This is a genomic window from Allobosea sp. 05T433, from assembly GCF_056396065.1.
In genome coordinates this window covers 164,126-187,380 of the sequence record NZ_JBFTKS010000008.1, presented here as the reverse complement: position 1 = coordinate 187,380, position 23,255 = coordinate 164,126, and the positions used below count along the sequence as shown (strand labels likewise).

Below are 23,255 nucleotides of genomic sequence, written 5' to 3'. Positions count from 1 at the left end.
GAGCCCCGTCGCGCCCCGAAACGGAGGGCGGTCAGGCCCGGCGTAGTGCCGCAAATTCAGTCGGCTTGCCGGTCTTCGCTGATGCCGCGACGCCAATAGCTGACGATCAGATGATGATCGCGCTCGGGCCGCAGACGCTTGCGGGCGGCCATGCGAAGGGCCTTGAAGCCGGCATGTTCGAGCGCGGCCCAGAGATAGACGGTCGCCTCGTCCGAAGGCCACAGGACAGCGTCAAAGACGTCCTGGAGCAGTGTCGTGGTGCCGGCCTCGGCGCCCTGGCGATGCAGCCAGCGAATCTCCACACCGGCGGGGCAGACCAGGGCCTGCTCTTCACCGGCATCGGTGACTTCGATGAAAGCGAGGCCCCGTGCCGTTAGTGGCAGGTGGGCGAGCATGCGACCGATCGCAGGCAGCGCGGTCTCGTCGCCCATGAACAGATACCAGTCGGCCTCGCGCAAGCCACGTCCGCCGGGGCCTGCCATGCCGATGCGATCGCCCGGCCGGGCCCGCGCCGCGAAGGCTGCGCCGGGACCGGCATCCTCGTGCAGCACGAAATCGAGCGCGACCGTTCCCGCGACCGTATCGATCTCTCGGATCGTGTATTTGCGCACCGCCGGCGCCTTGTTTGCTTCCGGCAGACGCAAGATCCCATCCTCTCCGAATGTCGGCCATTCCGGCTCGGCCAGATCAGGCGGCGGCAGGAACAACCTGACATGCAGTGCCTCCAGGCTGTCGAACCTGGCAAGGTCGTCGCCCTGGAAGCTGATCCGGCGCATATGCGGCGAGATATCCCGAACGCCAGTCACAGTCAGGATGCGAAAACTCGATGGGATCGCCACGCCGCTGCCCGCTCCCGTCCAGGCGATCAGGGGAACGGCCTCGCCGCGCGGCGCAAACTCGATGATATGGCTCGCGATCGCCTGTTTGGCGCCCTGCAGGCTCGCCAAATCGGGGGCCTCGGCGCGCACGACGAGATGCCCGTCGCTGGACTGCAGCCGGCCGCGATAGCTGCCCAGCGCAATGATCGTCGCGCCCTCCTCCTGTGTGATCTCAGCCCCATGCTCGACGAGATGTTCGCAGAGCGGAGCGATGACGGCGTCCGGATCGGCCAGAGCGATCCGCGCGTGGGCAACGAGAGCGGTCATGGCAGGGCAACCTCGCGGGCAGCGGCGGGGGAGGCGGGATTTGCAGCGAAATTCATGGCTTTGCCGGCGGGCTTGCCAAGTCTTGCGGCTTTCCGCTTTGCGGCTCGAGCCAGAACGTTCCCTGTAGCGGGATCGCCGAGAAGCGCCGGGAGATCTCGTCCAGAGTCGCCTGCGGGTCGATATCGGCGAACAGCTGCGGATGGAACCACTTCGCCATCGCCTCGATCGCCGCGATATGGGTGGGGGTGTCGTTGAACAGATGCCAGAGACCATAGGCCTGGCCGTTCCTCACCGCCGTCAATGCCTTGAGGCCGGGACGAGCGAGCTGGGCTGCAAGGCTGCGCGACGCGACCTCGGCGGGAACGCCCAGACCCAGCACCAGCCCGCCGCTCTTTGCGAGATGGGTGCCGCCTGTCGCGATATAGATCGCCGGGTCAACAGCGAGAACCTGCTCGAGGCTGATCTGGCCTGTCGCTCCCGGCAGCAACGCTGCCGCGATATTTCTTCCGCCCGCGGCCGTGATGTAGTCGTCGAAGGTACCCTTTCCCGGCGAGAAGCAGCATTCGGCGCTTCCGGCATGCGCATGCATGAAGACGGACGGTCGCTCAACCGGACCAAGCCGCTGGGCGATGCGCTGTCTCCGGTCTTGGTAGAAGGTGACGAACTCTTCGGCCGCAGCCTCCCTGCCGATCGCCTTGCCGAGGATGCGCAGGCTGGGCATCGTGTCGCGGAACGGCTGCAGGAAGAAATCCACCACGATCACCGGGATGCCCGCCGCCTCGAATTTCGCGACGAGATCGCCAGGGCCGCGGCGCGTGCCGGCGATCGACAGGCTCAGAACGACCAGGTCCKGGGCAAGTTCGACCGCCTTCTCGAAGGAAAACCCGTCTGCGGTGCCGTCTCCGACAGTCGGCAGCGTCTCGATCGCGGGGAACCGCGCGCGGTACAGCGCATAGGCCTCGCCCATCTGGCGCTGGAAGTCATTGCCCCAGCCGACAAGCAGGCTGATCGGGTCGGGATGAATGAGCCCCAGCGCATTGAGCTGGCGACCCTGCCCCAGCACGATGCGCTTGGCCGGGCCCGGCAAGGTCACCGTGCGACCGAGCACATCCGTCACCGTCACGGGAGCGGCCGGGGCCGGGCCGGCCGCCGTCAACGCAAACAGCGTCAGCACGAGGCCCAGAACCCACGCAAATGGCCGCAGCTCGCGCGACGAGATCCGTACCTGGCTCATGCCGTCGTCTCCCGGCCGGCGGTGCCGGCGATCGCGAACGAAACCGCCCTGGCCAGCATCGCGGGGATGACCGAGATGTGGTTCTCGCCGTCGAAGATCACATGCTCCACCGCGACGCGGTGCGACGAGGCCAGGCGCAGCGCCATTTCGGCAGCATTGTCAAGCATGCGCGCCATATGCAGGCGTTGAGCGCGTTCCGGAGAGGTGCGCGCGTCGCGTGCCTGCTCGCTGCCTCCAGCTGTGATCAGCAGCCGCGGCAGGGGCCCATCGCGGCGGCGCGCGACAAAACTGGCCTCGCTGACCTCGATCGCGCGATCGTTCCACCATATCGAAGGGCTGCCGGCGACATAGGACCTGAACTGCTCAGGCCGCGTGAACAGCGCATGCAGTGCGAACAAGCCACCGAAGGAATGCCCCACCAGAGCCTGGCGGCTGGGGTCGATGGCGGCGAGCGCTGCGACCGCCGGCTTTACGCTCTCCTCGATGAAGTCGAGGAACCGGTCCGCACCTCCCTCGTCCGGCAGGAGATCGCCTTGTCGGCGCGCACCATCGAACGGAGCGTCGATGGGGTAACCGATGCCCACGATGATCGCCGGGTCGACCCCTGTCACATCCTGCCGCCGACCCTGGAGCTGTGCCGTCTCGACGGCCGTGGCAAAGAGAGCATTGCCGTCGACCAGATAGATCACCGGAAACCCGGCCGCCGGTGCCGGACCCGGCGGGATCGCGATCAGCAGCCGATAGATCTCGCCATGGCCTGCCACGATGTCCAGCTGACGCGCCTGCGCCAGAGTCGCGGGCTCCGCTGACGGGAGCTCGGGGCCGGCTGTGTTGCGAAATCTCGTGGCGTCCATGCCGTCGCGGCTCACCATTTGTAGGACAGGGTCGCAAGCACCGTTCGGCGAAGGCCGAACGAGCACTGGGTCAGCGCGTAGCAACCCGCGACATAGTCCTTGTCGAGCAGGTTCTGGGCATTGACCTGAACCTTCCAGCCCTTCAGCGCCTGGGCCCGGACACCGAAATCATAGCTGATGGCCGCATCGAGCAGGGTGTAGTCCGGCGTCTTGAAGGTGTTGCCGGGATCACCTGCGCCCTCGCCGACATAACGCACGCCGCCGCCCAGGGCGAAGCCCGCAAACAGGCCCGTCTTGAAGGTATAGTGGCCCCAGAGTGAAGCCATGTTGCGGGGGACCACCGTCGGCCTCTTGCCGAGGTCGACGCCGGTGCTCTTCGTCACCTCGGCGTCGGTATAGGCATAGGCCGCGATCAGCTCGAGACTGTCGAACAGCTTCGCCCGACCCTCGACCTCGAAACCACGCGCCCGTACCTCGCCCGTCTGGATCTGGAAGCCCGCATTGGCGGGGTCGGCCGTCGGCACATTGCTCTGGGTCAGTTGATACACGGCTGCCTGGATGAAGGCGTCGTAGCCGGGCGGCGCGTATTTCAGGCCGACCTCATACTGCTCGCCATCGGTCGGTTTGAAGGGCGAGCCGCCAAAGGTCGTGCCCGCAACCGGTTCGAACGAGGTCGAATAGCTCGCATAGGGCGCCAGGCCATTGTCGAAATTGTACATCAATGCGGCGCGGCCTGTCGTGGCGTCGTCGTCCTGCTTCGTCAGTGCGCCATTGGTGAGGGCGCGCGTGCGGCTTCTGGCGTTGTCGAAGCGCCCGCCGATGAGGAGCGAGAGCCGGTCGAGCTTGATCTGGTCCTGGAGATAGACGCCGAACTGCGTCGTTTCCTGCGTGGTGCCGGGCAGGGCCGGTGTTGCAAAGGGCGTGCGGCCATAGACCGGGTTGACCCAATCGAGGGTCTGGACGGTGCCACCCGCGCCGGTGAAGGCGGTGCCGTCCATCCAATAGCCGTCGACGCCGAGCAGGACCTTGTGAGTCAGCGGACCGGTGCGGAAATCGGCCTGGAGCTGGTTGTCGATGCCGAAGGTCCGGGCCTTCTCGTTCGACGCCGTCACGCGGCGCATGAGCGTGCGCTGGTCGGCGGCCAGGCTTGCCACGGCGACAGTCCTGAAGCGCGACTCGAGGTCGGTGAACCGCAGATTCTGGCGGAAGCTGAAGACATCGTTGAAGCGGTGCTCGAGCGCGTAACCTGCTGCGATCTGGTTTCGGCTATAGCCCTCATAGGCGGGCTCGCCGGGGAAGAACTTGCTGGGGATCCGGCCGTAGCGGTTAGGCAATGCGCTGCCGACTGCCGGGATGAAGCCGTAGAAGCCGGTTTCCGGGTCGCGCTGGAAGGAGGTGAGGATGGTCAGGCTCGTCGCAGCGCTTGGCTGGAAGGTCAGCGATGGCGCGATAAAGACCCGCTCCTCCTTGGTGAAATCGACCTGCGTATCTGCGGCCCTGCCGAGCCCGACGATCCGGTAGAGGACCGTCTTGTCCGGGTTCACCGGCCCGCCGATGTCGAAGGCGAGCTGGCGGCGCTGATGCGAGCCGATCTGAGCCTGGATCTCGCCAAAGGCTTGATCCGTCGGGCGCTTGCTGACCAGATTCACTAGGCCGCCCGGCTTGACCTGCCCGAAGATCACGGAAGCCGGACCGCGCAGCACCTCGATCCGCTCCAGCCCGTAGGTTTCCATGGCCGGGACGAGGAAATTGACGCCGCGTTGGACACGCAGGCCGTCCTGGAAATTGACGAAGCCTGCATTCGAACCGCTACCGCCAAAGCCTCGGATGAAGGTGCTGTCGTAGCGACCCGAGGACAGGCGCGTCTCCGCCAGGACGCCGGCGGAATAGCGAAGCGCCTGGCCGACGCTCTGCGCGGCCTGATCGTCGATCTGGGCGCGCGGGATGACCGTGATCGATTGCGGCGTCTCGATCAGGGGAGTGTCGGTCTTGGTGCCGCTGGCGCTGCGCCGCGCGATATAGCCGTCGACCGGCCCATTCGCCTTCTCCGTCGCGCCTTGAACTTCGATCGTGTCGAGCGACACGGTGGGAGATTCGCTTTGAGCGAGGGCTGGACCAGCGAGCGCGACCGGAAGAACACTGAGAGCGACGCTGGCGAGCGCCACGGTCCTGGCACGACGCCAGAAGCATACAGGAGCGCCTGCTGCTCGGATCGACCAAGATCCATCCTTGTTCGAGTTGCATGTGTTCATGATCGAGATGCCCCGCCGTATTGCGGGTTTCTTCTCGACCAGCACAACAATCGGGGCAATCGGATCGACTTTGGCTGCCCGCAGTATTTCTTTCGAATGAGTTTCGAAGCCTTCCAATCGGTTGCCAGAACTTCAGCAGAGCGGCGTCAACGCAAGGTGCTGGGCAGAATGCCGAAGCGCTTCCGGAAAATCCCCGAGAAATGCGCAGGGTTGTATCCGACGTGGTAGGCCGCCTCGGCGACGCTCTTCTCGCCGCTGCGGATCAGGTCGTAGGCCTGTTGCAGGCGATGGGCCTGGAGATAGTCGAAAACGCTCGCTCCGTAGAGCTGACGAAATCCAGCCGTCAGCTTGGTGACATTGAGGCCGGTATTCCTGGCGAGTTCCCCCAGTGTCGGGGGATTGCGGGCCGATTGAAGAAGCAGAGCGTGCGCCGCACGCAGTTGCTCGATCGTTCGCGGCGACAGCCGCGCGGCTCGCTGCGGCCGCTCGTTGACGATCTGGTCCACAACTGTGGCCGCGAGTTCGAGCGCCTTCCCGGCCATGTAGAGATTGCGCATCGCGCCTTCGATCCGGCACTCCGCCATCTGCAGCGCGATCCCGCGCAGATCGGCGCCGGCAGCGCGCGCCCATAGTCCCGGGCCGATCCCGCTGCCCTGCATCTGTCCCATCAGACCTGAGAAGCTGGCGCCGAGTTCGTCCTGCGCGAAGTCGGCATCGAGCTGCACGATCGCGCAGCGCACGCCCTCGCCCGACAGGCAGGTCCGTTTCTGGACATGATCGCCGTCATTGGCGGCGACCAGCAGCATCGGGCTGTTGATGGTCAGAGGCGGCCTGTCGTCGAGCTCATAGGACTGATGTCCCTGCAGCATGACGACGACCTTGAGCCCCCGCTTCATCGGCCCGACGACCTGTTCGCCCCGCCCGTGCCGAAACGTTCCGGCGGACACCTTCAGCCGCTTCGAGAACAACTGCATCGAAGCCGACGACCGATCCTGATCGAGCCTATCGTCCATTCCTGCCCCATGGCATCCGTACCCTGGGATCCGTCATAGACGAGAAACGTAAATCTCTTCAATATCAATAGTTTGTAAGAATTCTAATGATCCTGGACTTACACGCGGTCTGCCGTTCGGGCGGCCGTGGCAGCGTAGATGTCGAGCGCGACGAGGCGCGCCGCTGACGTCCGGCGAAGGTCCCCTTGCCAGGACGCGTCCGGGCGCCCGATCCGATCTGCCCGCTGGTGTCGTCGGGAGCATGAACCCTTTTGCGACCGACGACGCTCAGCGCGGACCCGTTCAATCCGGGCGGGTTACCTCGAGTGGGCCGTTTGATTGCGCTGCCAAGGTGCAGATCATGCGCGCGACCTCCCATGATTTCTCGAAGGCGGGAACAGGCAGGAACTCGAAGCGCGAGTGGAAGTTGTACGCGCCCGTGAAGAAGTTGGGGGTCGGCAATCCCTTGGCCGAGAGCGCTGCGCCGTCTGTTCCGCCGCGCATCGGGATCAGCTTCGGCTCGATCTGCAGTGCCTTCAGCGCCGCAAAGAGCAGGTCGACCGAGCGGCGGTCATCGCCCAGGCTGTCATGGATGTTGCTGTAGGTATCGGTCACCTGGCAGTCGACACGGCCTTTGGGATATTGCGCGGCAATCAGGTCGGCAACCTTGCGGATGCGCCGTTTGCGCCGCTCGAACTGCTCCCTGTCGAAGTCGCGGATCAAGACGCGCAGGCGCGCCTCGCTGGCATTGGCGACGATGTCGTTGAACCAGAAATAGCCTTCGCGGCCCTCGGTGTGCTCGGGCGTTTCCGCGCGGTCGAACTGGCTGATGAAGTCGAGCGCCATCAGCAGCGGGTTCACGAGGATGTCCTTCGCCGACATCGGGTGGGCGGTAACGCCAGTGAAGACGATCTCGCCTGCAGCGGCGTTGAAATTCTCGATCACGACCTCGCCAAGTTCGCAGCAATCGATCGTATAGGCGAAATCGCAGTCGAAGCGGGCGAGGTCGAGTGCCTTCGCGCCGCGCAGGCCAATCTCCTCGTCAGGAACGAAGGCGACCAGGATGTCGCCATGCTGGCTCCCGGCGCCGAGCTGCTCGAGCAGCGTCATGATTACGGCAATCGCGGCCTTGTTGTCGGCTCCGAGCACACTCGTTCCGTCACCGACGATGATGTCCTGCCCGACCCAGGAGCGGATCTCGGGATGCTCCGCCACGCGCAGCCAGACGTCCCTTTCCGGGTTCAGGCAAAGATCCTCGCCCTCGAAGCGCAGGATGCGCGGGCGGATCGTCGGCGAGAGGCCGGTGTCGATCGTGTCGAGATGCGCGATGAAGCCGATCCTCGGCGCGCCCGGCCTCGTGCCCGGCTTCATGGCGGTGACGGTGGCGTGGTCGTCAAGCACGACCCTTTCAAGTCCAAGTGCGCGCAGCTCTTCTGCAAGCAATGCGGCGAGCCGCTGCTGGCCCGGAGTGGTCGGCAGCGTCGTCGCTGTGGCGTCGCTCTGACTCTCAACCGCCAGATAGCGGAAGAATCGTTCGACCAGTTGCTCGCGAATGCTCATTCCTGCTCCATTGGACTCTTCGAGGCTCTGATGCCGTGTCAGGCGGTATGTCGGCGTTTCCGTTCCCCGAAAGCAACCGGCGCGATCGCGGCCGGCCATTGGCTGCTCCCGCTGCGACGAACCAAGCGCAATGGCGGCTGCCGGACAGGGGCGGCCCGGCTGGTCTCCCCTTCGTGTGCCGCAATCCGGGTGGTGTGGCGGGGCGTCGCGATTGTGCACCGAACCGGGACGAGCAGGCCCCGACGCGCCAGCAACGGTCCTCGCAACTGCCGCCCTCTTCAAGGCCCGACCAGGAGGCACAGGCCATCGTTGGTCTGCCATGGCCCGGTCTGGCCGCCCTCGATTCAGGCGCCATACCGGAACCCCCGGGAGGGGCTCTTCGATCTGGGTCTTCAGAATGGGGAGGCATCGCGACGGAAAGCGCCGCGAGCGATGCCGTGGGTTTGACGGTTTGCTGCGTTGCTGTATACAGGTAGATAGCTATAAGCTTCCAGAGGGAAGAGGGGGATTGATATGGCGTTTCACGTGCTCCGCATGGCCTTGTCCGCGGCCGTTCTGCTTGCCGCTGCGCCGGGCGCACAGGCTGGCCCGGTCCTCGACAAGATCAAGCAGGACGGAAAGTTCGTCTGCCTGGTCAATCCGAATTCACCCGGCTTCTCCGTCCCCGACAGCCAGGGCGCATTCCGCGGCTTCAATGTCGATTTCTGCCGCATGGCGGCGGCTGCGATCTTCGGCGATGGGGCCAAGGCCGAGCTGCGCGGCATCGGGTTCTCCGACAGCCTGAAGGCGATCATCAGCGGCAGCGCACATATTGCCTCGCGCGGCATCACCGCGACCGGCACCCGCGACGCCGATCCCGGCGTGTCCTTCGTGACGACCACCTTCTATGACGGGCAGGGCTTCATGGTGCCGAAAAGCCTCGGCATGACGAAGCTCGCTGACCTGTCCGGCGCGACCGTCTGTGCCGAAGAAGGCTCGACGACGCTGCTTTATCTCGCCGACTGGTTCGGCACCGCGAAGCTGCCCTACAAGGTCGAGAACATCGCCGACAAGACCGCACGCCTGCAGGCATTCTTCTCCGGAAAATGCGATGCGGTGGCGAGCTCGGTATCGGCCCTGGCCGCCGATCGTCTGCTGGCACCGAAGCCGGACGATTACGTGATCGTTCCCCAACGTTCAGCCACCGAGCCGCTCGCCCTTGTGTCGCGCCCGGATACGGAGCTGGAGAAGACGCTGTTCTGGGGCGTCCAGATCATGATCGCCGCCGAGGAATTCGGTGTCACCTCGCAGAATATCGATGCCAAGCTCGCCTCGCTCAAGGATCTGCCAGTCGACGAGCAACGGTTGATCTCCCCGACCGGGCCAACTGCCGACATGGCGAAGAAGCTTGGCCTGCGTCCCGACTGGAGTGCGCAGATCATCAAGCAGGTCGGCAATTACGGCGAGGTTTTCGAAAAGCATATCGGCAAGGGCTCGCCCCTCGCCATGGACCGCTCAGCGTCTCCGAACCGCCTGGCCAGGGATGGCGGACTGATCTTCGCGTTCCCCGTCCGCTAGATCATCGGACCGGATATCGTATCCAGTCCGATGATCTAACCCTTTGTCTTTGCATCGGCTTTCCCGAAAACCGCAATCCACTTTTCGGGCCGATGCTCTAGGCCGTCGTTCAACCGCAGTGCGACTGCGTGTCCTTCTTCCGGCTCGCCGACCGCTCGGCGAGCCGGAATGCGTTCCGGCACCGCCGTCGCCTGCTCTTCCGAGACGGCCGATGCCATTGTTCTGGACAGTTCCGCCTGATCTGCCTCTAGTCGGCACCGATCGGAACACTGGATCCGGCAAGGTTTGCAGGGGGCGGGCATGGAGGAAGGGCCGGTATGGGTTACGGTCCGCGGGCATGCCGGAGCCGTGGGCATGTTGCCGCTGCCGGGGCTCGTCATCCTCCGGCGGGGCGAACGGACCATCGACGCGGATCAGCAGGAGCAGGTTCTCGATGTTCTGAAGTCGAGGGGAACGACGCTCCTGGTGAGCCTCCTGGACCAGACGGAATGCGATGCCGATGACAGCGAACATCTGCAACGCGCTGCGGAGCTGCGCGGGATCCGCCTCGTTTGTGCGCCTATCCTGGATTTTTCCGCGCCGGACGAGACATTGGACTGGCCGCGTTTGGCCCAGGCGATCCTTGGCGAGCTAAGCCTCGGCCGGGGTGCCGCCTTCTGTTGTCTCGCTGGATATGGCCGCAGCGGCATGATGGCCGCGCGCGTGCTGATCGAGACCGGAATGCCGCCGCAGGACGCGATCGCCGCGGTGCGCTCGGCTCGGCCGGGCGCAATCGAAAGCGAGGCCCAGGTCTCCTACTTGCTATCGTCCTCGCCATAGCGTGCGAGCAGCAATTCGAGATGCGCCGCATGCAGGCGAAACAGCTCCGATGCCGGCAGGCTTTCGGTCTTCTCGGCCGTCGCCGCGATTTCCTGCACGAGCAGGGCGCGCACGAGCTCCGGATCGCATTTCAGCCAGCTGACCCAGCTTCGCGCGATGCGGAAGAAAATCATGTCGTCCATCTGGCGCAGCGCCTCGTCGCCGATCAAGGCGTTGCGCGCCTCGTGATGGGCGCGCCAGACGCCCCAGACATCCTTGACGGGGGAGGTGTCACGCAGCCCCTCGGCCAATGAGCGCAACCGCGCATAGTCGGACCGGAGCGAAGTCGGGAGCTGCAGCGGCACGAGATCGGCGATCAGACCCGTCAGGCCGATGCGGAAACGCAGCATGTCGACAGCGTGATGATCGACATAGGAAACGATGGTGCCGACGCCGTTTCGCGTCTCCGCGAGCTGTTCGTAGACAAGGCGCTGCAGGACCTGCCGGATCGGCGTGCGGCTGACGTGGAACTCCGCGGCGAGTGCTGCTTCGTGGATGACATGCCCTTCGTCATATTCACGCAGGCAGATGCGGTCGCGCACGATCTCGAAGATCACGTCGTTGCGCGAGCGGACCATCTGGCGAAGCTGCTGCGCCTCGGGGCTGGTGAGTTCGATCGTCATAGCTCTCCCTGTCGCAAGGCCGGTCTAAGCCGAGCTTGCCGGCGCCGTGCCCGAGCCGCCGAGCTCGTTCGGAGATCATCCAGCAGCAGAGGAAATAGAACAGCCCGATCGCAATGTTCGCCTCCAAAGCATAGGCCTGCCAGAGAGGATCGGCATATGCCATGCGGGCTGTCGAAAGCAAATCATGCATGCCGACGATGGCGACGAGCGAGGTGTCCTTGAAGCTGCCGATAATCGTGTTCGTCATGCCGGGGATGGCCGTCCGCAAGGCCTGGGGCAGCACGATCAGGCGAATGCGTTGCGCGGCGGTGAGGCCGAGGCTGGCTCCCGCCTCGATCTGCCCCTTGGGCAGCGCCTGCAGCCCGCTGCGAATGTCCTCGGCGAAATAGGCCGCATAGAAGAGGGTCAGCACGATCAGGATGGCGGCGACGGGCTCTATGGTCGCGCCGCGCGTCAGCAGCAGCGGCAATACGAAAATGCCGGCGAACAAGACCGCGACCATCGGAATGGCGCGCACCGTCTCGATATAGGCGACGGCGGCAAGGTTCAGCGCGCGATGCTGCGACCAGCGAGCCAGCGCCAGCAGGATGCCGAGCGGAAATGCTGCGGCCATCGTGAAGGCAGACAGGAACAGGATGAGGGGGAGGCCGTTCCAGCGGTGGGATTCGACGAAGGGCAGGCCAGCGAAACCTCCGCGCAGAAGCAGGTAGGAGAGCACAGCAGTGCCCACGACCATGGCTGCCCGGATCGCAAGCCTCATCGGAACAAGTGCAAAGACGAGGATCGTCACGATGATCAGGCCGCTGGCGAGTTGCGCGCGCCAGCGCTCGGCGGCCGGGTAGGTCCCGGTCAGGACGAGATTGGCCTTCTCGCTGAGAAAGGCCCAGCAGGCTCCCGAGGCATTCAGGCATTCGGCCCGGTTGCCGGAAAACGGGACCGCCTCGAGCACCACCCAGGTCAGCGCGCTCCAGGCGAACAGGACCAGAAGAGCGAGCGTGACGACGGTCAGCACCGTGTTCCACCAGCTCGAAAACAGATTCTGGCGCAGCCAGCCCTGGATGGGCGCGAGCCCTTTCCGGGGAAGGGCATTCGCGCGGGCGATCGTCTCGACTGTCAGCGTCATTCTCAGCGCGCCTTCAGCCGGAAGGCATGGTCGCACCAGTTCACCAAGGCCGAGATCAGCAGGTTCGCGATCAGGAAGAAGGCGGCCACGAGCGCCATCAGTTCGATCGGGCGGAATGTCTGATTCACCGATGTGCTCACGACGCTGAGCAAATCGGAGTATCCGATCGCCAGCGCGATCGAGGTGTTCTTCAGCAGGTTGGAGTACTGATTACCCAGCGGCGGCGTGATCACGCGCAGTGCCTGGGGCAGCACGATGAGCCGCATCGTCTTCAACCAGTCGAGGCCGAGCGCCTGTGCTGCCTCGCGCTGCCCGTGCGAAGTGGCGATGATGCCGCCGCGCACGATCGCGCCGATCTGCCCGCCGTGATAGACCGACAGGGCCACCACTAGCGCGGTGAACTGCAAGGACAGGCTCACGCCCCCGGTGACATTGAAGCCCGCCAGCTTCGGCACAGACCAGGTGACATGGAGTGTCCCTGTCAGGTCGAGCGCCGCGTAGAGGCTCGCCGCGGCAGCGAGCACAGGCAGGAAGACCGGGCGGCGCTTGCCTGTGCGGTCCTGGTGCAGCCGGGCGGCGCGGATCCACAGAAACGCGCCTGCGAGCCAGAGGCAGGCTGCCATAGCAAGCGCTTGGCCGCCCTGCTCGATGATCGGCCAGGGCAGCACGAGACCGCGATTGCTCAGCATCGCGCCGAAGGGGCTGGTCCAGGCCGAGCGGATATGGGGCAGGTTGCGCACCATCGCCACATAGAGCGCGATCACGATCAGGAGCTTCGGCAGATTGCGGAGCAACTCGACATAGGTGCGCGCCAACGTGCGCACGAGCCAGTTGGAACTGGTCATGGCGATGCCGACGAACAGCCCGATGCCGCTTGCCAGGACGAGGATGAGGGCCGCCGCGGCGAGGGTATTCAAGATGCCGACGAGCAGCACACGAGCGTAGGTGTCGCGGGGCGAATAGCCGATCAGGCTTTCGCTGACATCGAAACCCGCTTCCTGCCAGAGGAACGAGAAGTCGATTTCCATTCCCGCAGCCGCAAGGTTCGCAGAGACGTTGCGAGCCGCGAGGAGACCGAGAAGGGCGATCCCGAGCATTGTCGCCGCCGGCCAAAGCACGGCCGCGAGCCGCTCACGCCTCGTCCGTGGCGGAGGCGGCATGGAACTCACTGTGTTGGGCGGAGGGGCTGACATGGACTCCATAGTGATATAGCTGTACACAGCTATATCACTGAGTCAATTGATGGGCGTTGCGCGCTTTGCGCGCGGCCCGGAGGGGTCTGCTTGGACAAGTCAGCTTCGAAGCCAGCATCGATCATCGCGCTGCCCGGGATCGCCGGAAAGCTGGTGCTGGCCCCTTGTCCGGGATCGTGGCGAGGGCGCCCCTTGCCAGGCGCCGATCCCGTGCTGGCTCTCGCCCAGGATCTCGATCATCTCGCCAGGCTCGGAGCCGGTGGGCTCCTCAGTCTCGTCGAGGCGCATGAGCTGCCTTGCGAGCAGAAGCTGTTTTCCGTGGCTGTCCGGGAGACCGGACTGGAGTGGGCCCATGCAGCCATTCCCGATTACAGCGCGCCGACTGCGGCCTTCGCCGAGGACTGGCAGAAGCTTGCGCTGTTGCGTCGCCTCGCGGCGGGGGAGAACTGGGCCATCCATTGCAAGGCGGGGCTTGGGCGCACCGGGACGGTCGCAGCGCTGCTGCTCATCGAATGCGGCCTCGAAGCCGAGGCCGCGATCGCGAAAATCCGGCATGAACACGCAGCCGGCGCGATCGAGACGCCCGCGCAGGTCGAGTACCTGATCGCTCATGCGCGGTCTCGCATGTGATGCGGGCTGTCGCGGCGCGGGCGTGACGAAGAGCTGACCGCCGGCGTCCGTCGATCGCTCAGGCTGGCTTCTCGTCTGCGAGCACGATTGCCGTCGTCAGGTCGGCGACATGCGGCATCGACGCAATCTCGTCACGCACGGAGTTCAACGCCCGGGTCGTCTCCGCCTCGATTTCGGCGATGACGTCGATCTCGCCGCCGATCGAGTAGCACCGCCTGACCGCCGGGAGCACGGCAATCCGATCCACCGTGTCGCGTGCCGGCGTCTTGGTGAGGCGGATGATCAGGAAGGCGCGGAATGCGTCAACACCCGAACGGCCCTCCATGACGGTTGCCGTGTAGCCGCGGATGGTGCCGTCGGTCTCCATCTTGGCGATGCGCTCGCGCACGGAGCTGCGGGCGAGCCCGACGCTTCCCGCAATCGTCTTGATCGGCAGCCGCGCATTGTCCTGGAGCAGCCGCAGAATCTTCGCGTTCGTCTCGTCCATCGCCATCAAGGGCTCGCAGATATCCGTGTGGCGGCGATAGCAGGTTGCTACCGCCACAATGGCGGCAAAACCGCCGATTGGAGCAGCGCGGCCGCCACCGCATCAATGTCAGATTGATGGCAGAGCGACAATTCGGAAAGCCTGCGATGACCTTCGTCAACCACCCACGCCCGACATTCTCCCTCGACGAGGCGGCGGAGGTCTTGCGGCAACGCTTCGGCGTTGTCGGCCGCCTTGATGGCCTGCCCAGTGAGCGCGACCAGAATTTCGACGTGCGGGCGGACGATGGGCAGCGTTTCATCCTGAAGATCGTCAATGGGGCCGAGCCGCTCACGGCGATCGAATTCCAGACCGCGCTGCTGCGGCACGTCGAAATCAACGATCCGAGCTTGCCGACGCCGCGTGTGGTGCCGACCCGCGATGGGCTGGAATTCGGCCTTTTGACCGGCCGCGGCGGCGAGCGTCATTGTGTCCGTCTCGTCTCCTATCTCCCCGGCACGCCGCTGGCCGAGGTTGCCAAGACGCCGGAAACGCTGCGCGACATCGGCCGTGTCCTCGGGCAGCTCGACCGGGTGCTCGGCAGCTTCGGTCATCCCGGTGCGCATGTCGCCTTCGATTGGGAGATCCGCGAGACGCCGCGGGCGCGCCAGCGCCTGTCCCATGTGTCCGATGCGGCACAGCGGCGCTGCCTGGAGAAGGTGCTCGACACCTATGATTCCCGGGTCGCGCCGACGCTCCGGCGCCTGCGCCATGGTGTCATCCACAATGACGCCAATGACTGGAACCTGTTGGTCGCCGATCCCGAGAAGGGCGCGATCGCGGGTCTTATCGATTTTGGTGACGCGGCCCATTCGCCGCTTATCGCCGAGCTCGCCGTCGCCTGCACGTATGCGATGCTCGACGAGAAGAGCCCGATCGAAACAGCCGCCATGATCACTGCGGGCTATCACGCGGAACTGCCGCTGCAGGACGCCGAGTTCGAGATCCTGCTCGATCTGATCGCCGCACGGTTGGCGGTGAGCGTGTCGATTTCGGCGACGCGTCATGCCGAAGCGATCGAGAATCCCTATCTCCTCGTCAGCGAAAGGCCGGCCTGGACTCTCCTGGAGCGGCTCGGCAAGGTCGATCGCCGTATCGCCACGGCGATCCTGCGCAACGCCTGTGGCCTTGAGGCGACGCCCGGGGCCGGGCGCCTGCGGGGCTGGCTGGCCGCAAACCGCCGGACGCTGGCGCCGCTCATGCACCCGCATCCGGCGCGCCAGCAGAAGCATGTGGTCGATCTCGGCAATCCCGAGGCGCCGCTGGCGCGGGCGAGCGCGGCGCAGGATCATGCTGCCGCGGACCGGGCCTATGCCGATCTGCAGAGGGAACACGGCTTTACGCTCGGCCTCGGGCCGTATGGCGAACTGCGCACCGTCTATACGGCGCCCTTTTTCGACTCGACCCTGATCGACGGCGCGCGCCGGAACATCCATCTCGGCCTCGATATCTTCGCGCCTGCGGGTGCGCCGCTCTTTACCCCGCTGCCGGCAAAGGTGGTGGCGGCCACGATCAATCCTGCGCCGCAAGATTATGGCGGGCTCCTGCTGCTCGAGCATGAGCCGGAACCCGGCCTGCGCTTCCGCAGCCTCTGGGGTCACCTGGATCATGCGTCGGTTCGCGAGCGCCGCGTCGGCGAGGAACTGCCGGCCGGCGCCTGTGTGGCGCGGCTTGGCGACTATGCAGAGAATGGCGGCTGGATACCGCATCTCCATCTGCAACTCGTCGCCGCGGATTATGATGACGTCGGCGTCATTCCGGGCGTTGGCGAGTCGGCTTTTCCTGGCGTCTGGAACGACCTCTTTCCTTCGCCCTATGATTTCGCGGGCCTGCCGCCGGAGACCTTCGACAGGACCGGACAGGAAAAGGATGCCCTGCAGGCGGCGCGCAAGAAGCGACTGGGCCCAAATCTGTCGCTGTCCTATCGCAGGCCGCTCAAGATGGCTCGCGGCGAAGATGTCTGGCTGATCGACGAGACCGGCCGGGCCCATCTCGATTGCTACAACAACGTCGCCCATATCGGGCATTGCCACCCGCGCGTGGTGGATGCGATCACGCGGCAGGCCCAGCGCCTCAACACCAACACGCGCTATCTCCACGACAACATCATCGACTACACGGAGCGCCTGGCGAAGACGCTGCCAAGTGAGCTTGATACGTTCTTCGTGGTGTGCACGGGGAGCGAGGCGAACGAACTCGCGCTGCGCGCGGCCCGAGCCTATACGCGGCGACGCGACATGATCGTCCTGGACTGGGCCTATCACGGCCACACACAGGGCCTGATCGACATCAGCCCCTACAAGTTCAAGCGCAAGGGAGGCAGCGGGCGGCCCGAGCATACGCATGTGCTGCCTGTCGCGGATCCATATCGCGCGCCGGCCGAGTGGCCGGAGGGCGAGATCGGCAAGCGCTATGGCGAGCATGCCTGCGAGATCATCGACCGGCTCGTGAAGGGCGGGCATGCGCCCGCCGCCTTCATCGCCGAAACGATCCCAAGCGTCGCCGGGCAGGTCTTCCTGCCGCCGGGATATCTCGGTGCGATCTACGATGCCGTTCGTCGCGCCGGTGGCCTGTGCATCGCGGATGAGGTCCAGGTGGGCTTCGGCCGCGTGGGCCAATCGATGTGGGCCTTCGAGGAGCACGGTGTCGTGCCGGACATCGTCACGATGGGCAAGCCGATCGGCAACGGTCATCCCCTTGCCGTTGTCGCGATGCGCCGCGAGATCGCGGAACGCTTCGCCAACGGGATGGAGTATTTCAATACATTCGGCGGCAATCCCGTGTCCTGCGCGGCGGGGCTCGCTGTCCTCGATGTGCTCGAAGACGAGCGTCTTCTGCCAAACGCCGTGGAGCAGGGAGACTATCTCCTCGCCGGCATGGGCAAGTTGATGGACCGTCATTCGGTCATTGGCGACGTGCGCGGGCGGGGCCTGTTCCTCGGCCTTGAACTCGTGCGGGACCGGGCAACCAAGGAGCATGCCGGGGAACCCGCTTCGGCCATCGTCAATCGGGCCAGGGAGCTCGGCGTGCTGATGGGGACCGACGGCCCCTTCGACAACGTCATCAAGCTGCGCCCCCCCATGACCTTCCGGCGCGAGCATGCAGACATCCTGCTCGAGACCCTCGACGAGGCGATGCGCGACACGCTGGGCTGAAGCTACTGATCGGCGCACCGAGCAGGCGAGGCGCGTCGCTCGCTGAAACAGGCCCGGCGGTGGGCAACCTCCGCCGGGGCAATCTTGGGGGCGCCTACGCAACCCGGCTGCGATGACGAAAACGCGAATTCCTGCGCGCGACGCCGACGATGGTGTATCGGCTCCGTCGCGAAGAGGGGCTCGAGCGGCCCAGGATCCATCAAATTAGACAACGCTTCTAATTTAGACTTTTTTGTCTTTGCCCCATATGCTAGACAGCTCGAACCCGCGTTTGGACGAGCGTCATGAAGATCGAAGAATTCAGCCTGGAGCGGATCCAGTCGCTTTACGAGAACACCGTCGAGTTCAATCTCTCGGATAGCGGCGTTCACCCCTACAGCCTGAACGGGCTGCTCGACGAAGGCCAGCGCAATGCGTTGCTCGATGTCGAACTGGGCTATGGCTGGACGAACGGGGCCGTCGAGTTGCGCGAAGCGGTGGCGCGGCTCTATCGCGGCCGGACATCCGACGAGGTCATCGTCACCAATGGCTCGGCCGAGGCCAATTTCCTGATGGTGATGTCGCTGCTCGAGCCCGGCGACGAGATCGTCGTCTTCGTGCCCAACTATCTGCAGATCTGGGGTTGGGCCCGGGCCATCGGGGTCACGGTGAAGGAAGTCGCGCTGCGCGAGGAACTGGGCTGGACCCCGGATCTCGACGACGTCCGCAAGGCCATTTCGCCACGCACCAAATTGATGACGATCTGTCACCCGAACAACCCGACCGGCAGCCTGCTCTCGCGCGAAACGATGAACGGGCTCGTCGCCATTGCCCGCCAGAACGGCACCTATCTGCATGCCGACGAGGTCTACAAGGGCGCCGAGCTCGAGGGTGAGGAACCGCCCAGCTTTGCCGATCTCTACGAGAAGGCGATCATCACCAGCGGCTTGTCGAAGGCGATGGCCTTGCCGGGCCTGCGCATCGGCTGGCTGGTCGGCCCCACCGCCGATATCTACGCCGCCTGGCAGCGCAAGGACTACACCTCGATCACCACGAGCGCGATCAGCGAGTATGTCGCCCGCATCGTCGTCGAGCCGGCCAAGCGCGCCGAGATCCTCCAGCGCAGCAAGACCATCCTGAGACAGAACCTGGCGCTCCTGACGAGCTGGGTCGAGCGCAACAGCGAGTTCTTCTCCTTCGTTCCGCCCAAGGCCGGCGGCATGGCCTTCGTGAAATATGCGCATTCGATGAACTCGACGGAACTCGTGCATCGGCTGCGCGAAGAACGCGGCATCATGCTCCTGCCCGGAGACGTCTACGGTCTCGACGGCTATATCCGTATCGGAATCGGGGCTCCGGGCGACCATCTGGAGGCCGGTCTCGAACGCCTGAGCGACTATCTGAAGTCGCAGCCGCGCTAGACCGGGGCTGCCAAGGACCTGGATCATGCCGACCGAACTCATGGCCTATGCGCCGATCTGCGACGCCGTCGCCCTGCTGTTCCGTCCCTATGCCGAGGTCGTGCTGCACGATCTCGGCTCGCAGACCGTGGTCCATATCGCCGGCAACTTCTCGCAGCGCGTCCTGGGCGAGCCATCGCTCCTGAACGAGATCGGTTTCGATGAGGCCGAGACGACGATCGGTCCCTACGAGAAGATCAACTGGGACGGCCGCCGGATCAAATCGATCAGCGTCGTCCTCACCGCCAATGGCGCGGCGATCGGCGTGCTCTGCATCAATGTCGACGTCTCGCATTTCCACGCCGTGATGCAGACGCTCGGCGCGCTCGTGGCCGTGCCCGCCGGAGCCGACAAGCCGCCCGTCCTGTTCAAGGAGGATTGGCATGAGCGCATCAACGAGTATGTCCAGCAATGGACGCAGGAGCGCGGCCTGATCGTGACCGCGCTGAGCCGCGAGCAGAAGCGGCAACTGGTGGCCGATCTTGCCGCGAGCGGCGCCTTTGGCGGGCGCAATGCTGCAGCCTATATCTCGCGCGTCCTCGGGCTCGCGCGCGCCACCGTCTACAACTATCTGAACCAGGCGAACGGACCGACCGATGCTTGATCTGGCGCGGGCCCAGATCGAAGCCGCCATTGATCTCGATCGGGCCGTCGTGGCGCTGGAGGAGGGGTTCAAGGCCGCCTCGGCGGGACGGGTGCAGATGCCGCCCGTCGGCTATCTCGGCTTTCCCGCGCATCACGGCGACTGCCATATCAAATTCGGTCACATCACCGGGGATCCGATCTTCGTGGTGAAGATCGCGACCGGTTTCTACGACAATCCGAGGCGCGGCCTGCCGACCAGCAGCGGCATGATGATCGCGCTCTCGGCCGAGACCGGTGCGGTCGTGGCGATCTTGCGTGACGAGGGGTGGCTGACCGATCTGCGCACCGCGCTCGCCGGTGCCATCGCGACCAGAGCCGGAGCCCGCAGCGACGCGCGTCGCATCGGCGTTGTCGGTGCCGGCACGCAGGCCCGCTTTCAGATCCGTGCCGCCGCCCACCTGATGCGCGAACGGGCGCCGCAATTCGCGATCTGGGCGCGCTCGGCGGAGCGCGCCGAGGCGGTGCAGGCGGAGCTGCTGGCCGAAGGCATTGCTGTTACCCTCGCGACATCGCCCGAGGCTCTGTGTGCCGAGACGGACGCCATCATCACCACGACGCCGGCCACGAGCCCCCTGCTCAAGGCGGCATGGATCCGGCCAGGCACACATATCACGGCCATGGGGGCGGATGCGCCGGGCAAGCAGGAGCTCGAGAGCGGCCTGGTCGCGGCAGCCGATATCAGAATCGCCGATTCCCTCGATCAGTGCCTCGACCATGGCGAATTTGCCGCCGCGGCCCGCGAGGGATTGATCGAGCGCAGGGCTTGCGTTGAACTTGGTGCGGTCCTTGCCGGGCACGCGATCGGACGCAACGACGCCCGCGACATCACGATTGCTGATCTGACCGGGCTTGCCGTTCAGGACATCGCGATCGCGCGCGTCGTCCTCGAAGGCTGCGGCGCCTCGCTGAGGCCGGGTGCCCGATAGTGTCTGCGGGCACCGCAGATCAGGTGTCTCGACCCAGGGTAGCCGGTGAATGACAGGCCGCGCTAGATGGCGGCCTGGTCCGCATTCGCACGGCGCGCCAGCATCCTGAAGATGGCGCAGGACGCCGCGACCATCCGTTCGAAATGATCGATCTCGATGTTTTCGTTCGGCGCGTGCAACTGCGCCCCGTGGTGGGTGAGGCCGATCCCGAATACATCCGTGCGGAGATGGTCGATGAAGGGATGGGCGGTGCCCGACGCCGGGGAGCTGGGTTGGACAATCGGGAGGCGGCCGAACTCAGTTTCAAGAATCTCCGAGCAGGCGGCGACGAACCAGTGACCGGCGTCGCTGCGCACCGGCCTGACGATGGCGTCGTGAACGATGACCTCGATATCCGCCATGCCGATGCGTTCGAGATGGTCTCGCACAAGTTCGACGACGCGCGTTGGAGCCTGATTTGGCACAAGTCGGAAATCGAGCTTGGCGAAAGCCTCCGCGGGCAGCACGGTCTTGGCTCCCTCGCCCTGATAGCCGCCGCCGATGCCATTGACATTGAGGCAGGGAGCGAAATTCATCGCGGAGAAGAAGTTCTGGTCGTCGACGCCGTTCAGCGTACGCTCCCCGCCCGTCGCAGCACTGACGCTGGCAAGCGAGAAGGGCGGCGGCAGTACGGTAGCGCGCTCCGCAGCCGAGGGCGCCCGCACATCGTCATAAAAGCCATCGATCGTGATCCGCCCCGCAGAATCGCGCATCGAGGCGACGGCGGCGCAGATGCGCCAGAGCGCGTTATCGTAGACGGCCCCGTAGCTCGAATGCAGGTCGCCCCTCGCGGTGCGGCAGCGCAGCTCGATCGCGGTGATGCCCTTGAAGCCGCACAGGATGACAGGCCGGCCGGAGGCATCGATCTCGCCGAATTCCCACCAGCACAGATCGGCGCGCTCGCCGGCGAAGCGCTTCGCCAGGAAGCCATCGAGCGAAGGACTGCCGATCTCCTCCTCGCCATCAACGATCCAGATCAGCCGGAACGGAAGCGGCCCGCCCTGCTGGGCCTGGAAGCGGCGCCAGCCGGCAAGACGGCTGGCGAATTCGCCCTTGTCGTCGGCCGCGCCGCGGCCATAGAGGCGGCCATCGCGTTCCGTCAGGGTGTAGGGCGGGCTCAGCCAGAGCGCCGCGTCACCCTCCGGCTGCACGTCGGAGTGATTGTAGATCACGACGGTCAGCGGTCCCTCGCCAGCCGTGCCGACGACGAAGGGACCGACCGAGCCAGGGTGGATCTCGGTGACGAAGCCAGCGTCGTCGAGCAGATCCCGGACGAGGGTCGCCGCCTCGTTCAGGCCGCGTCCCTCGGCGCTGACCGAGGGAATGGCAACGAGACGGGCCAGATCGTCCCGTCCACGGCTGACCGCGTCATCCACCGCATTCACCCCGCGTGATGGACCAGAAACCGGTCGAGGCGCTTCAGCCCCTCGGCGAGCGTTTCGGTCGGCACGCCGATGCCGATCCGGATGTGCTGTTCGATCCCGAACCAGCTGCCGGCGACGACGAAGACGCTCTCCTCCTCACGAAGCAGGCGGGAGAATTCCTCGGACGGCAGGTTGAGAGGATAGCGCAGGAAGGCCATGCCGCCCGCCTCCGGCCGCTTCCACGACCAGCCGGGATGACGCGACATCCAGTCGCCGACGAGATTGGCATTGGTTCGCAGCAGGTCGCGGCCACGCGACAGGAGACGGCTGCGCGTATCGGGCTTCATGACTGCTGCCGCAAGGATCTGGCTCAGGATGCCGCTGCCGATCGTCGTATAGTCCTGACGTTCCGCGGCGCCGGCAACCACGTCGACTGGTGCGACGATCCAGCCGAGGCGCAGGCCCGGACAGGCGAAGGATTTCGACAGGCTGCTCGTCACCACCAGTCGCGGATAGGTGCCCCAGAGCGTCCGGGTTTCAGGCCCGTCGATCTCGCCTCCGCGATAGATCTCGTCCACCAGCAGCCAGGCACCGCTCTGCCTTGCCGCAGCGACAAGCGCGTCGCGGCTTTCCTGCGTCAGCACGCTGCCGGTCGGGTTGGCCGGATTGGTGACGGCGATGACCTTGGCTCCCGCCGCGGCCGCATCGAGGCTGGCGGGGTCGAACTGCCAGCCATTGTCACCGCTCAGTTCAAGTCGCTGGACGTCGAATCCGAGTGCGCGGCCAAGACCATCCACCTGCATGAAATTGGGGACGGCAAAGACGATGCGCTCGCCGGGCTCGACGAGCGTCATCAGCGCGATCATCGTCGCCTCGGAGGAGCCATTGGTCACGAGAACGTTGGACGGCCCGGCTCCCGGATACCATGAGGCGATATTCGCCCTCAGGTCAGGCCGGCCATCGGTCCAGCCATAGCCCAATGGCAGCTTGAGCAGGTCCTGCATCTCGCTTGGCGGGAGGATGTCCTCGATCGCCCAGGGATGAACGCCGCTCTCGGTGAGATTGATCTCCACCTCGTTCTCGAAGAGCGTCTGATTGCGCTCCATCTGGAAGATATCGAATTTCAAGGCTCATTCCTTC

The 23,255-nt window shown here is 65.2% G+C and carries 19 protein-coding genes; 7 read left to right on the top strand and 12 right to left on the bottom strand.

All coding sequences use genetic code 11. The features are described 5' to 3' along the window. Positions 1 to 56: 56 nt before the first annotated feature. The 6 genes from AC1DGP_RS13865 to pepT all read right to left on the bottom strand — a co-directional run bounded on the left by AC1DGP_RS13865 (position 57) and on the right by pepT (position 8,037). Positions 57 to 1,145: a DUF2218 domain-containing protein gene (locus tag AC1DGP_RS13865; protein WP_441504247.1), complete on the bottom strand. Its 1,089-nt coding sequence runs from the start codon at positions 1,143 to 1,145 to the stop codon at positions 57 to 59. 52 nt (positions 1,146 to 1,197) lie between these two features. Beyond that, a complete protein-coding gene (locus tag AC1DGP_RS13860) occupies positions 1,198 to 2,379 on the bottom strand; it encodes an ABC transporter substrate-binding protein (RefSeq protein ID WP_476832224.1) in 1,182 nt (393 codons plus the stop codon). Further along, positions 2,376 to 3,233 carry an alpha/beta hydrolase gene (locus tag AC1DGP_RS13855; RefSeq protein WP_441504249.1) on the bottom strand — a complete coding sequence of 286 codons (858 nt, stop codon included), beginning with the start codon at positions 3,231 to 3,233 and terminating at the stop codon, positions 2,376 to 2,378. Before AC1DGP_RS13855 ends, AC1DGP_RS13860 begins: the two co-directional genes overlap by 4 nt. An 11-nt stretch (positions 3,234 to 3,244) precedes the next feature. Further along, positions 3,245 to 5,317: a TonB-dependent siderophore receptor gene (locus AC1DGP_RS13850; RefSeq protein WP_441504250.1), complete on the bottom strand. Its 2,073-nt coding sequence runs from the start codon at positions 5,315 to 5,317 to the stop codon at positions 3,245 to 3,247. A 314-nt stretch (positions 5,318 to 5,631) separates the two neighbouring features. Next, complete coding sequence (locus AC1DGP_RS13845) at positions 5,632 to 6,498, bottom strand: helix-turn-helix transcriptional regulator (protein ID WP_441504251.1); 867 nt, start codon at positions 6,496 to 6,498, stop codon at positions 5,632 to 5,634. A gap of 282 nt (positions 6,499 to 6,780) precedes the next feature. Further along, a complete protein-coding gene (gene pepT, locus AC1DGP_RS13840; RefSeq protein ID WP_441504252.1) occupies positions 6,781 to 8,037 on the bottom strand; it encodes a peptidase T in 1,257 nt (418 codons plus the stop codon). 513 nt (positions 8,038 to 8,550) lie between these two features. On the opposite strand from pepT, the gene AC1DGP_RS13835 reads away from it, so the two are divergent. Continuing rightward, positions 8,551 to 9,594: a transporter substrate-binding domain-containing protein gene (locus tag AC1DGP_RS13835; RefSeq protein ID WP_441504253.1), complete on the top strand. Its 1,044-nt coding sequence runs from the start codon at positions 8,551 to 8,553 to the stop codon at positions 9,592 to 9,594. A gap of 354 nt (positions 9,595 to 9,948) precedes the next feature. Next, entirely contained in the window at positions 9,949 to 10,413 is a 465-nt protein-coding gene (locus AC1DGP_RS13830; RefSeq protein WP_441504254.1) for a protein-tyrosine phosphatase family protein, read from the top strand. Here AC1DGP_RS13830 and AC1DGP_RS13825 read toward each other — a convergent pair. Genes AC1DGP_RS13825 through AC1DGP_RS13815 form a run of 3 tightly spaced genes read right to left on the bottom strand, consistent with a single transcriptional unit; the run spans position 10,389 to position 13,295 of the window. Continuing rightward, positions 10,389 to 11,075: a GntR family transcriptional regulator gene (locus AC1DGP_RS13825; protein ID WP_441487796.1), complete on the bottom strand. Its 687-nt coding sequence runs from the start codon at positions 11,073 to 11,075 to the stop codon at positions 10,389 to 10,391. The two genes, AC1DGP_RS13830 and AC1DGP_RS13825, sit on opposite strands and share 25 nt — an antisense overlap. Beyond that, positions 10,969 to 12,198: an amino acid ABC transporter permease gene (locus tag AC1DGP_RS13820; RefSeq protein ID WP_476832223.1), complete on the bottom strand. Its 1,230-nt coding sequence runs from the start codon at positions 12,196 to 12,198 to the stop codon at positions 10,969 to 10,971. Before AC1DGP_RS13820 ends, AC1DGP_RS13825 begins: the two co-directional genes overlap by 107 nt. A gap of 2 nt (positions 12,199 to 12,200) precedes the next feature. After that, positions 12,201 to 13,295, bottom strand: a complete 1,095-nt coding sequence (locus AC1DGP_RS13815; protein ID WP_476832222.1) for an amino acid ABC transporter permease — start codon at positions 13,293 to 13,295, stop codon at positions 12,201 to 12,203. A 186-nt stretch (positions 13,296 to 13,481) separates the two neighbouring features. On the opposite strand from AC1DGP_RS13815, the gene AC1DGP_RS13810 reads away from it, so the two are divergent. After that, entirely contained in the window at positions 13,482 to 14,021 is a 540-nt protein-coding gene (locus AC1DGP_RS13810; protein WP_476832221.1) for a phosphatase domain-containing protein, read from the top strand. 58 nt (positions 14,022 to 14,079) lie between these two features. On the opposite strand, the gene AC1DGP_RS13805 is transcribed toward AC1DGP_RS13810, so the two are convergent. Continuing rightward, a complete protein-coding gene (locus AC1DGP_RS13805; protein ID WP_441487800.1) occupies positions 14,080 to 14,514 on the bottom strand; it encodes an Lrp/AsnC family transcriptional regulator in 435 nt (144 codons plus the stop codon). 140 nt (positions 14,515 to 14,654) lie between these two features. Here AC1DGP_RS13805 and AC1DGP_RS13800 point away from each other — a divergent pair, with 140 nt between their 5' ends. The 4 genes from AC1DGP_RS13800 (at position 14,655) to AC1DGP_RS13785 (ending at position 20,712) form a co-directional block, all read left to right on the top strand. After that, positions 14,655 to 17,702: an aminotransferase class III-fold pyridoxal phosphate-dependent enzyme gene (locus tag AC1DGP_RS13800; RefSeq protein ID WP_441504258.1), complete on the top strand. Its 3,048-nt coding sequence runs from the start codon at positions 14,655 to 14,657 to the stop codon at positions 17,700 to 17,702. A gap of 284 nt (positions 17,703 to 17,986) precedes the next feature. Next, on the top strand, positions 17,987 to 19,102 hold the full coding sequence (locus tag AC1DGP_RS13795; protein WP_441504259.1) for an aminotransferase class I/II-fold pyridoxal phosphate-dependent enzyme: 1,116 nt from the start codon (positions 17,987 to 17,989) through the stop codon (positions 19,100 to 19,102). 25 nt (positions 19,103 to 19,127) lie between these two features. After that, positions 19,128 to 19,745, top strand: a complete 618-nt coding sequence (locus AC1DGP_RS13790; RefSeq protein WP_441487803.1) for a helix-turn-helix transcriptional regulator — start codon at positions 19,128 to 19,130, stop codon at positions 19,743 to 19,745. Continuing rightward, complete coding sequence (locus tag AC1DGP_RS13785; protein ID WP_441504260.1) at positions 19,738 to 20,712, top strand: Rossmann-fold NAD(P)-binding domain-containing protein; 975 nt, start codon at positions 19,738 to 19,740, stop codon at positions 20,710 to 20,712. Before AC1DGP_RS13790 ends, AC1DGP_RS13785 begins: the two co-directional genes overlap by 8 nt. A 62-nt stretch (positions 20,713 to 20,774) precedes the next feature. Here AC1DGP_RS13785 and AC1DGP_RS13780 read toward each other — a convergent pair whose 3' ends face one another. After that, positions 20,775 to 22,127, bottom strand: a complete 1,353-nt coding sequence (locus AC1DGP_RS13780; RefSeq protein WP_441504261.1) for a M20/M25/M40 family metallo-hydrolase — start codon at positions 22,125 to 22,127, stop codon at positions 20,775 to 20,777. 5 nt (positions 22,128 to 22,132) lie between these two features. After that, on the bottom strand, positions 22,133 to 23,242 hold the full coding sequence (locus AC1DGP_RS13775; RefSeq protein ID WP_441487806.1) for an aminotransferase class I/II-fold pyridoxal phosphate-dependent enzyme: 1,110 nt from the start codon (positions 23,240 to 23,242) through the stop codon (positions 22,133 to 22,135). Positions 23,243 to 23,255 lie beyond the last annotated feature (13 nt).

Excerpts from the sequence above, each read along its gene's own strand:
- AC1DGP_RS13800 (WP_441504258.1), top strand. The coding sequence starts at position 14,655 with ATGACCTTCGTCAACCACCCACGCCCGACATTCTCCCTCGACGAGGCG.
- AC1DGP_RS13820 (WP_476832223.1), bottom strand. The coding sequence starts at position 12,198 with ATGACGCTGACAGTCGAGACGATCGCCCGCGCGAATGCCCTTCCCCGG.
- AC1DGP_RS13815 (WP_476832222.1), bottom strand. The coding sequence starts at position 13,295 with ATGCTCGGGATCGCCCTTCTCGGTCTCCTCGCGGCTCGCAACGTCTCT.
- AC1DGP_RS13835 (WP_441504253.1), top strand. The coding sequence starts at position 8,551 with ATGGCGTTTCACGTGCTCCGCATGGCCTTGTCCGCGGCCGTTCTGCTT.
- pepT (WP_441504252.1), bottom strand. The coding sequence starts at position 8,037 with ATGAGCATTCGCGAGCAACTGGTCGAACGATTCTTCCGCTATCTGGCG.
- AC1DGP_RS13830 (WP_441504254.1), top strand. The coding sequence starts at position 9,949 with ATGTTGCCGCTGCCGGGGCTCGTCATCCTCCGGCGGGGCGAACGGACC.
- AC1DGP_RS13865 (WP_441504247.1), bottom strand. The coding sequence starts at position 1,145 with ATGACCGCTCTCGTTGCCCACGCGCGGATCGCTCTGGCCGATCCGGAC.
- AC1DGP_RS13790 (WP_441487803.1), top strand. The coding sequence starts at position 19,128 with ATGCCGACCGAACTCATGGCCTATGCGCCGATCTGCGACGCCGTCGCC.
- AC1DGP_RS13845 (WP_441504251.1), bottom strand. The coding sequence starts at position 6,498 with ATGGACGATAGGCTCGATCAGGATCGGTCGTCGGCTTCGATGCAGTTG.
- AC1DGP_RS13825 (WP_441487796.1), bottom strand. The coding sequence starts at position 11,075 with ATGACGATCGAACTCACCAGCCCCGAGGCGCAGCAGCTTCGCCAGATG.
- AC1DGP_RS13805 (WP_441487800.1), bottom strand. The coding sequence starts at position 14,514 with ATGGCGATGGACGAGACGAACGCGAAGATTCTGCGGCTGCTCCAGGAC.
- AC1DGP_RS13855 (WP_441504249.1), bottom strand. The coding sequence starts at position 3,233 with ATGGACGCCACGAGATTTCGCAACACAGCCGGCCCCGAGCTCCCGTCA.
- AC1DGP_RS13795 (WP_441504259.1), top strand. The coding sequence starts at position 17,987 with ATGAAGATCGAAGAATTCAGCCTGGAGCGGATCCAGTCGCTTTACGAG.
- AC1DGP_RS13785 (WP_441504260.1), top strand. The coding sequence starts at position 19,738 with ATGCTTGATCTGGCGCGGGCCCAGATCGAAGCCGCCATTGATCTCGAT.